This is a genomic window from Aminobacter sp. P4_D5 (genome assembly GCF_056401815.1).
In genome coordinates, this window is record NZ_JBFUIP010000189.1 from 1 (window position 1) to 10,352 (window position 10,352).

The window sequence follows — 10,352 nt, forward strand, 5'->3', positions numbered from 1 at the left end:
CTCGCAGGTGGAGCCGCTGCTCGACCAGATCGATGGAGAGATCGGCCAGTTCACAGCCGATGGCGCCTATGACAGCGAGCCAACCTACAAGGCCGTCGCCAACCATAGCGGCAGTGCAGCGATCGTCATACCGCCGCGTGCAAACGCAATCGAGCGGGCAGATACCGAACCTCTCAGCCAGCGGGACCGGCATATCGCGGCGATCAACATAGACGGCCGGATGAAATGGCAGGCTGCGACCAGCTACGGCAAGCGCTCGCTCGTTGAGACCGCGATCGGCCGCTACAAATCCATCATCGGTCGCCGACTGCGGGCAAGATCGTTCCAGACCCAGCAAACGGAAGTCGCCATTGGTTGTGCCGCCCTCAATCGAATGTTGACATGCGCGCGCCCGAAGTCTGTCGGCTACAAGGCGGCCACCGCATAGCCAACGGCATCAAAGATTGAAATCCGTCAGCACCCCGATCAATGCACCAAGGCCGATGTAGACCATTTCTGAGCATGAGAAATAGTTCACGCTGCCTCAGATCAGGATTGAACACAATTATTGTCGATTATCCTGTTGAAGAATTGTCGGCAATTTGATTGGATCACTTTGTTGAAGAGGGAGAGGTCGGCGGTGCATCCGCCAGAACCGCAATGGGAGGACTAAAATGGTAATGTTCCGAAGGGCATGCCGCATGGCGGCGGCTGCCGCTTTGCTACTCGGCTCGTCCGCCGTGGCGGCGCAGGCTGCGTCTACATTGGAGACGGTCAAGGCGCGCGGCAAACTGATCTGTGGCGTTTCGATGGGCACCACCGGCTTTGCCCTCGCCGACGCGCAGGGCAAGTTCGCCGGTTTCGACGTGGATGTCTGTCGCGCCGTCGCCTCAGCCGTATTCGGCGACCCGAACAAGGTCGACTTCGTGATGACCAACATCAACACGCGCTTCCAGGTGCTGCAGTCTGGCGAAATCGACATTCTTTCGCGCCAGACGACAATGACCTACTCGCGCGAGGCATCGCTCGGGATCGATTTCGGACCTGCTGTCTTTTACGATGGCCAGGGTCTGATGGTCGCGAAAAGCCTCGGTATAGCGAGCGCCAAGGACCTTGATGGCGCAGCCGTCTGTACACTGCCAGGCACCACGACCGCGCAGAATCTGGCCGACTTCTTCCGAGCTACGGGCAAGAAGTTCGAGCTGGTAGTTTTCGAAAACCCTGATGAAAACAATAATGCCTTCTTCTCGGGCCGCTGCGATGCGGTGTCGTCCGATCGCTCGGACCTTGCCTCCATTCGCGCAGCCTCGAAAAGTCCAGATGACTACGTGATCTTGCCGGAGACCATCTCGAAGGAGCCGCTGGCGCCGGCGGTGCGCCAGAATGATTCCAACTGGCGTGACATCGTGTCGTGGTCGGCGTGGATGCTCATGGCTGCTGAAGAAAAGGGCATCACCCAGGCCAACGTGGAGGAGCAGCTCAAGAGCGAGGATCCGGAGATCCTGCGGATGCTCGGCGTCACCGACGAACTCGGTCCGATGCTCGGCCTGGACAAGGCGTGGGGCTACAACATCGTCAAGCATGTTGGAAACTATGCCGAGGTCTTCGACCGCAACCTTGGAGAAAAGACGGCTCTCGGTCTGAGCCGCGGACCGAACACGTTGTGGAACAATGGCGGTCTGCTTTATCCGCCTCCGTTCAGGTGAGGTTTTGACGCGATACGGCGCATGTCTGCGTGACATGCGCCGTGTTTCTGGAACAGACCTCTCTGAGGACGGCCGGTTTGTCGCCCACAATCCTTCTAAGAGACCGGCGCGTACGCGAGCTGGCATACCAGGTCGCATGTGTCGCGGCTGTTGTCGCCTGTGGCTGGTATCTGCTTCACAACGCGCTAGGCAATCTCGCCCAGCAAGACATTGCCACCGGGTTCGGTTATCTCGGCCGCGAAGCCGGCTTCATCATCAGCGAAACGCCGATTGCGTATGAACCGAGCGACAGCTATGCGCGGGCGGTGCTGGTCGGCCTGCTCAATACGGTGAAAGTATCGCTGCTGGCGATCGTGCTGGGAACAATCATCGGCACGCTTGTCGGCATTGCGCGGTTGTCGCGTAACCCACTGCTTTCACGACTCATGCTGGTTTATGTCGAAGCGCTGCGCAATGTACCGCTGCTGCTTTATCTCTTCCTCTGGTATTCGGCGATCATCTTCACGCTGCCGCCGGTCAAGCAGGCGATCACGCTTCTGCCGGGCGTCTACGTGTCGAACAGCGGCCTGGTTGTCCCGGCAGTCGTCTGGAATTCCGGTTTCTGGGCGCTCGCCGTAGCGGTCGGTGTGGGGCTGGCTGCCGCCTTTGCATGGCAGGGAATGGCAAAGCGCAGGCGCATTGCCACTGGCAATACAAAGCCGAGCTGGCCGATTGCACTTTTGCTGCTTGTTGCGCCGGTCCTGATCGCCTCAGTGTCGTTCGACATCAGCGCCCAATTGGACTGGCCGGAGCTCGGCCGGTTTAGGCTGACGGGCGGCTCGCATCTCAAGCCGGAGTTTGTCGCCCTGCTGCTCGGGCTGACGCTCGGTGCTTCCGCAACCGTGGCGGAAATCGTGCGCAGCGGCATCCTTGCGATTGGCAAGGGCCAACGCGAAGCTGCACAGGCGCTAGGGCTGCCAGACCGCCAGACCATGCGGCTTGTCATCCTCCCGCAGGCTCTGCGGATCATCGTGCCACCGCTGACCAATGTCTATGTGACGACGTTCAAGAACAGTTCGCTGGCGATTGCCATCGGCTATCCCGACCTGGTGATGGTATCCAACAACATCATGAACCAGACCGGACAGGCCATCGAGCCGATCGCGCTGTTCATGCTGGTCTATCTATTCCTCTCGCTTGCGACTTCCATGCTGATGAACTGGTACAACGCGCATGTCGCGCTGAAGGGGCGCCAGTCATGAGCGATCGTACCGCGACAGTGACCGACCAGCGCATGATGCGCCCGCCTACTCGCAATAACTCGATGGCGAAAACCTATTTCGGAACGCCTGCTAACACGGTCGTGACGCTGGTCTGCCTCGCCGTCCTCGCATTCGCCGCCAAGGTGGCAGTGAGTTGGCTTCTGCTCGATGCGGTATTCGACGGCACGCCCGAGAATTGCAAGGCAAGCTCAGGAGCTTGCTGGCCGTATCTCGCCGCCAAGATGCGGTACATGCTGTTCGGCATTTACCCCTTCGACGAGCAATGGCGGCCGCTGCTGGCGAGCCTGTTGTTCATCGCAGCCATGGCCGTCTCGGGCATTCCGCGTCTGTGGGGGCGATCCCTGCTCATCGCCTGGGTGGCTTTGCTGCCTATCCTGTTCCTGTTGATGGCCGGCGGTGGGTTTGGGCTCACTCCAGTGCCGACTTCGCAATGGGGCGGCTTGCCGCTGTCTTTCATGCTGACCTTCGTCGGGCTCGTCTGCGCACTGCCGCTTGGCATCCTGCTGGCGCTCGCGCGCTTGTCCAGCCTTCCGGCAATTCGCATCCTGGCGGTCACCTTCATTGAGCTGGTGCGCGGCGTTCCCCTGATCAGCATCCTGTTCATGGCCTCAGTCATGCTGCCGCTGTTCATGCCCGAAGGCATGACCATCGACAAACTGCTGAGAGCGCAAGTCGCAATCATCCTTTTTGCAGCCGCCTACATTGCCGAGATCGTGCGGGCGGGACTGCAAGCCCTGCCGCGTGGACAAACGGAAGCGGCTCAAGCACTGGGACTTTACTACTGGCAATACACCGTGCTCGTGACCGTCCCGCAGGCCCTCAAGATGGTGATCCCTCCGCTGGTGTCGCTGTTCATCGGCTTCTTCCAGGACACGACACTTGTCACCATTGTAGGCCTGCTGGATTTTCTAAGCACCGTCCGCACTGCGCTGCGCGATCCCAACTGGCAAGGCATCGCCGTGCTTGAGGGCTATGTGTTCGCGGCAGTGGTCTACTTTGTGTTCAGCGCGCTCATGGGCGCATACAGCCGTTATCTCGAGAAACGTTTCAGGGTGGGTCATGACTGAAATAACGGTCATTCGCGACGTCGAAACCATTGTTGCCTATGACCCGGCGGGCGATCGCCAGGTCTATCGCCACGGCGGCGATGTCGCCTTCGACGAAACAGGCTTGCTCTGCGTCGGCACACGCTTCGAAGGCCAGGCGACGACGGAACTGTCGGGCAAGTCGCGCATGGTCATGCCCGGCCTGATCGACATCCACTGCCATTCGCATGACGAGCCTCTGGCCAAGGGCATTTTCGAAGATGCCGGCACCGCCGCTCTGTGGGGCCAGGCCATGTACGAGTTTTCCGGCGTCATCGACGGGGGCGAGGACGCGCGCGCTGCCTGCCTGACGGTGATGCTGGGCGATCTCATGCGCTCTGGCGCGACAACCGTTCTTGATATCGCAGGGGCTCACGACATCTGGCTCGACATTGCCGCGCAAAGCGGCGTGCGCGGCTACCTTGCGCCGGGTTTCCGTCAGGCGAACTGGGTGGTGCATGACAGCCACCGGCTCGACTTCGAATGGGACGACAAGGCTGGCCGGGACGCCTTCGCGCGGGCGCTGGATTTCGTCGACCGGGCAAGGGCGCATCCGAGCGGGCGTCTGGACGGCGTTATCTCACCCTCGCAGGTTGAAACCTGCCGTCCGGACCTTTTGGTCGATGCCGCCGGCGAAGCGCGGCGACGCGGCATGCGCATCACGATCCACACCGCGCAGACCATGGCCGAACATGAAGAGCTGCTGCGCCGCACCGGGCTGACCGGAGTGCAATATCTCGACCAGCTCGGCGTGCTTGGTGAAGACGTCATTCTCGGCCACTGCATCTTTGCGGACCACCATTCCTGGACACGGCAGCGGACCCGCAACGACCTTGCAACGCTGACCGCGCGCGGAACGTCCGTCGCGCATTGTCCGGTGACCTTTGCCCGCAGCGGCATGGCGCTGGAGACGCTGGGCGACTATCGCCGCGGCGGCGTGAACGTTGCCATCGGCACCGACAGCTACCCGTTCAACATGCTGGAGGAGATGCGGCAGGCGCTGATCTGCTCTAGGCTCGGCGGAAAAAGCGTGTTCGACATCACCACAGGCGACATCGTCGATGCTGCGACGCTTGCCGGCGCTCGGGCGCTCGGCCGCTCCGACATAGGCAGGCTGAGCATGGGCGCAAAGGCCGACCTGCTGGTGATCGACCTCGACCAGCCCACCATGCGGCCGGTCTACGATCCGCTGCGCAGCCTGCTCCACTGCGCCGCCGAGCGCGCAGTTGAGCGAGTATATGTCGATGGACGGCTGACCGTGGATCGGGGCAAGCCGACGCAGTTGGATTACGACGGGGCCGTCAGGGAAATCCAGTCGTTGCAGGATTGGGCCTGCGCCCGCGCCGGTACCTATGACCCACGTGGACGCGACATCGCCAAACTGGCGCCAAAGTCGCTGCCAGTGATTGGAAGCTAGTTCGAGGCGAAGCGCCTCGCCCCTATCACGTCAGTATGGGGTAACTCGGCGAAAAAATCTCGGACACCGGCGGGTGCTGCCAACTGCGATCTGGGTATTTGGCGATCAGCCCTTCGAACTGCCGCTGCGCCTGCTCGCGCGCAGCACGGATGTCGAAGCCGGCGAGCTTGCCGTCCAGCATCGACAGCCGCCCGTCGACGAACACCGCCTGCGTGACCTTGCCCGAACCACCGAGCACCAGCGTGGTGATCGGATCGACCGTCGGCGTCATGTAGGGATCGTCGAGGCGGAAGACCGAGATGTCAGCCTTGGCGCCGGCTGACAGACGGCCGATGTCGGTTCGGCCGAGCGCCTTGGCACCGCCGAGCGTGGCCGCATCATAAAAATCCTTGCTCAGCACGGCGTCTGACGCCTTCTCGCTGATCCGGCACGCGACGAGGCCCATGAGCAGGTTCATCAGCATGTCGGGCGGCGAGGTGTCAGTCGCCATGCCGATGTTGATGCCGAGCTTCCTGCATGAGGCGAACGAGTTCAGCGTGCTGCCCATGCGGGCCGACACCAGCGGCGAATGGGCGATGGACACGCCAGCGTCGGCGTAGAGCTGCAAGTCCTCCAGCGAAGCATGGGTGCCATGCGGAGTAACCAGCCGCTCATTGAGCAGGCCATGATCGGCCATCCAGCGCGGCCCCGAGACCCCATGCAGCTTGTGCATGGTTTCGAGCTCGAGCTTGCCCTGGGCCATGTGCAGTCGCACCCGGCAGTCGAGGTCGCGCGCTGCCGCCATGGTCCGCTGCAAGACCGTGAGGGTGCAGGTCTCGACCCTATCGGGCGCGAGCATGCCGTTGACCAGCCCACCATGCCGGCCGTGCTGGCGCTCGATGAAGGCGATGGCATCCTCAAGACCGGCTAGGCCCCTCGCCTCATCGAAGTCAGCTACGATCTTGCCGGGCGCTTCCAGCACCATGCCGCCAGAGCGGTAGGCTGGGCTCAAGAAGACACGCAGGCCGAGATCGCCTGCCGCATCCGCGGCAGCGTCGAACTCCGCGACCGTCTCGCCCCATTCGCGGTAGTAGAGCGAGGCTATGGGTGCAGCGGAGGTGACACCGTTGAGCAGAGAAAGGCCAAAGGCGAACTTCTTCTGAAAGGCCAGCTCTTCAGGAGAATACATCTCGTAGGGTCCGCGGTCGACATAGGAGCGTGGCCAGATGCGGCCCCTGGCCCATCCGGGCTGATTGTCATGGACGAGCACATAAGTGTCGATGTCCGACAGCGCATCGAGGTCGACCAGCCCCGGGCTGATCAGGGCGCTGCCGAAGTCGATGCGGCGGGCGACTTCACCGTCGAAATGGCGACCTGAGAAGATGACCTCACCCCCTTCGATCACCACCTCGCCGCGCGGCACTAGGCAGTGGCCTTCGCCATGATAAGCGAGCAGCCAGTCGGCGGTCATCAGTGTGCGGCCAGCCGGCCTCTGGCCGAGCGTCAGGTCTTCGGGACGTGTCATCGTCAATCCAATTTGAAGTCATCGCGCCTGCCGGCGGGCGGACGCAGCTAAAGAAAGGGCGCTTCACCGGATGATGAAGCGCCCAGGGTCGCGGGGAGATGGTGTTATCGAGGCTTATTTGCCGGCCATCTGGGTCAGCCAGTGGCGCGGCTTGTTGTCGGAGCGGAAGTCGACGCTCTTGACCGTAGCCTGGGTAGCCCACGCGATCGGCTGCTGGTGGAGCGGGATCAAGATCGTATCGTCCTTGGAGATCTTGAGGGCCGCTTCCTCGAGCTGCAGGCGCTTGGCGCTATCAGGCTCCTGCACCGACTGTGCAACCAGCTTGTCCAGCTCCGGATAGGACCATCCGCCGTAGTTCGACACGCCCACCTTGTCGTTCTTGGTGGAGAGCACCTGGGCCAGGATCGAATAGGCGTCGAGCGTCGGCTCGTTGGCCCAGCTCAGGTTGAACATGTCGGCCTTGCCTTGCGTGCGCTTCGGCGACTGGATAGCGCGCGGCGCGATGTCGATCGAGACGTCGAAGCCCGCGCGCTTCAGCATGTTGGCGATGCCAACGCAGAAGTCCTCCTCGTTGATACTCTCGTCGTTGGAGCACATGTAGGTGAACTTGAGACCTTCCTGGCCAGCCTCGGCGAGCAGCTTTTTGGCGCGTTCAGGATCGGCCTTGCTGTAGGTGTCGAGCGATTTGGCGTAGCCGGCGATCTCAGGGGCGATCAGCGAGCCGGACGGACGGGCAAGCCCGCGCATCACCTTGGCGTTGATCAGGTCGCGGTCGATCGCCGCTTCCACGGCCTCACGAACACGCACGTCGTTGAACGGATTGGCGCGTCCGTCCTCCAGCTTCTCATTGCGATTGAAGCCGAGGAAGACCGTGCGGAACTCCTGCTTCTTCATCACCGAAAGACCCGGCGAGCTTTCAAGACGGGGAAGGTCCTGGATCGGTGCGGAATCGACCAGATCGACTTCACCGGACAGCAGCGCTGCGACGCGCGTCGCGGCCGAGGCGATCGGCATGTATTCGATGCGATCTAGATTGTGCTTCTTCTCGTCCCACCAGAGGTCGTTGACGAGCAGCACARTCTTGCTGTCGGCCACGCGGCTCTCCAGCTTGAATGGGCCTGTGCCGTTTGTGTTGTGGGTCGCGTAGCCCTCCGTCTTGGTGTCGACGGCGGTCGGCTTTTCGGAGTTGTTGTCCTTCAGCCATTTCGCGCTGAACATGAAGATGTTCGTCATGTCATTGAGGAACAGCGACGTCGGCGCCGAGACCTCGACGTCGACGGTGTAGTCGTCGACCTTCTTGCTGCTGACGTAGAGCGGGATGTTGCCGCGCAGCGGCGAGGTCGGATCGGTGACGCGGCTGAGCGAGGCGATCACGTCGTCGGCGGTGAAGTCCGCGCCGTTGTGGAACTTGACGCCCTGGCGCAGGGTGAAGCGCCAGACCTTGTTGTCGATGAGCTTCCACTCGGTCGCCAGCGCCGGCTCGATCTTGAAGTTGGCGTCGTAGCGGACCAGACCCTCATAGATATGGTTGAGGAACGACAGGTTGAATGTCGAAGCGATTGAGTCCGGATCAAGCGAATAGATGTCGGCGCGACCACCCCAACGCAGAGTTTCCGCACTGACTGGCCCCGCCATGGCGACTGCTGCCATTGCACCAAGAATGAGTTTTTTCAAGCGAGCCATTTTACCTCCCAGGGATCACGCTTCCTAGCCTGCAGCATCGTAACGAATGGAAAGATTGTCAACAATATTGTTGACGCAAATTGCCGACATCGGTAGCAAAATGGTCGGCAGCTGTGCGCGGCCTTTTGCCGTCCGCCAGCTCGTCTGCGGCCGCATTTGCGATGCGGGCCGGCACAATGGGAGGAAATCGCTTGAACGACCTGCTACTGCTCCACGCAACCATTGTCACTGTGGATCCCGACAGACGCATCATCGAAGATGGGGCAATCGCCATTTCAGGCGACAGGATTGTCGACATTGGTGCCAGCAGCGATCTCCAGCCCAGGCATCAAGACAAGAAGGTGATGGATTGCCGCGGCAAACTCATCATTCCCGGGCTGATCGACGCCCACGGGCATGCCGGTCATGTGCTCATCCGCAGCATCGCAGCGGACACCAACTCAATGTGGATGCGGATCGTAACGCCAACCTACCATCACTACACGACGCGCGATTACTGGTACGCAGATGGACTGGTGTCGGGTCTCGAGCGCTTGCGCGCCGGCGTTACCACTGGCGTCAGCATCATCTCGTCCATGCCAAGAAGCGACGATCCGGTCTTTGCCAGCAACCACGCCAAGGCCTACAGCGAGATAGGCTTGAGGGAAGTCATCTGCGTGGGTCCGGCCGGCCTGCCGTGGCCGCATGCGGTGACGCGGTGGGAAACCGGAAGTCCGGTGCGGCGGCACGTCTCGTTCGAGGAAATGATCGAGGGCGCCGAGGCGACGATCCAGGAATTGGACGGCAGCGCCGATGGACGCATCAAGGTATTCATTACGCCTTTCACCATCGTGCCCTCGCTCGACCCGTCGAACATGTCGACGCCTGACCAGGCGGTCAAGCTGACAGCTGACGACCGCATGCAGGCGCGGCGGGTGCGCGAGACGGCGCGGAAATGGGGCGTGCGCATCCATTCCGACGCCTTTGCCGGACAGATCCGTATGGCCTTCCAGGACAAGGAAAATGCTATCCTGGGCCCTGACGTGCACCTTCAGCATTGCTGGGGCATCTCGCATCAGGAGATCGATATCCTCGCCGAGACCGGCACCTTCGTTACCCATGCCCCTCCCGGCCGTGCCACGCCTATTCTGAACATGATCGCCAGGGGCGTTCCGGTGGCCATCACCACGGATGGCGTGTCCCCCAGCCGTCACTTTGACCTGTTCCAGACAGCGCGCTTGGCGCAGTACACCCAGCACCTGCTGGCCAATCACGACCGCTACCTGCTGCCGCCTGGCAAGCTTTTCGAGATGATCACCATCGATGCGGCCAAGGCTCTGGGCATGGCACACGAGATAGGCTCGCTGGAAGTTGGCAAGAAGGCGGACATCGCCATCATCAACATGCGCCAGCCGCACCTGACGCCCAACTGGATGGTGATCCATCGCCTCGCTCACCAGGTCCTTGGCGCCGACGTCGAGACAGTCATCGTTGATGGCAAGATCCTGATGGAGGGCGGCAAGGTGCTGACGACGGATGTCGACCAGGCGCTCGATTTCGGCGAGCGCGAAGCCCAGGCATTGGTCGGGCGGGCGGGCTTGCAGGCGCATATGCATAGCCCCGGCTGGGGACAGCTGAGCCGGACATTTGACGAGGCAGTCGTGCCGCCCGCGCCTCMAGCCGTCTGAAATCGGAGCCTGCAAGGCTCCACGCTAATTGGTCCGCGTGGTCACCAGG

At 61.7% G+C, this 10,352-nt stretch carries 8 protein-coding genes; 6 read left to right on the forward strand and 2 right to left on the reverse strand.

The features are described from left to right. The 5 genes from AC1DWF_RS26960 to AC1DWF_RS26980 form a co-directional block, all read left to right on the forward strand. The coding region (locus AC1DWF_RS26960; protein ID WP_476842253.1) for a transposase at window positions 1-427 on the forward strand (427 nt) is incomplete at its 5' end. Window positions 428-659: 232 nt separating this feature from the next. Continuing rightward, window positions 660-1,685 (forward strand): amino acid ABC transporter substrate-binding protein, encoded by a 1,026-nt coding sequence (locus tag AC1DWF_RS26965; protein ID WP_476787895.1) that lies wholly within the window; start codon window positions 660-662, stop codon window positions 1,683-1,685. A gap of 77 nt (window positions 1,686-1,762) precedes the next feature. Further along, on the forward strand, window positions 1,763-2,926 hold the full coding sequence (locus AC1DWF_RS26970) for an amino acid ABC transporter permease (protein WP_476787882.1): 1,164 nt from the start codon (window positions 1,763-1,765) through the stop codon (window positions 2,924-2,926). Next, window positions 2,923-4,014 (forward strand): amino acid ABC transporter permease, encoded by a 1,092-nt coding sequence (locus AC1DWF_RS26975; protein WP_476787883.1) that lies wholly within the window; start codon window positions 2,923-2,925, stop codon window positions 4,012-4,014. Before AC1DWF_RS26970 ends, AC1DWF_RS26975 begins: the two co-directional genes overlap by 4 nt. Then, entirely contained in the window at window positions 4,007-5,449 is a 1,443-nt protein-coding gene (locus AC1DWF_RS26980; RefSeq protein ID WP_476787884.1) for an amidohydrolase family protein, read from the forward strand. The genes AC1DWF_RS26975 and AC1DWF_RS26980 overlap by 8 nt, the downstream gene beginning before the upstream one ends. A 25-nt stretch (window positions 5,450-5,474) precedes the next feature. On the opposite strand, the gene AC1DWF_RS26985 is transcribed toward AC1DWF_RS26980, so the two are convergent. Both AC1DWF_RS26985 and AC1DWF_RS26990 read right to left on the reverse strand, forming a co-directional pair. Continuing rightward, window positions 5,475-6,953, reverse strand: a complete 1,479-nt coding sequence (locus tag AC1DWF_RS26985) for an amidohydrolase family protein (RefSeq protein WP_476787885.1) — start codon at window positions 6,951-6,953, stop codon at window positions 5,475-5,477. Between the two features lie 114 nt (window positions 6,954-7,067). Then, window positions 7,068-8,636, reverse strand: coding sequence for an ABC transporter substrate-binding protein (locus AC1DWF_RS26990; RefSeq protein WP_476842254.1), 1,569 nt, complete (start codon window positions 8,634-8,636; stop codon window positions 7,068-7,070). A gap of 191 nt (window positions 8,637-8,827) precedes the next feature. Between AC1DWF_RS26990 and AC1DWF_RS26995 the strand changes: the two genes are divergently transcribed. Beyond that, window positions 8,828-10,303, forward strand: a complete 1,476-nt coding sequence (locus tag AC1DWF_RS26995; RefSeq protein ID WP_476842255.1) for an amidohydrolase family protein — start codon at window positions 8,828-8,830, stop codon at window positions 10,301-10,303. Window positions 10,304-10,352: the final 49 nt, after the last annotated feature.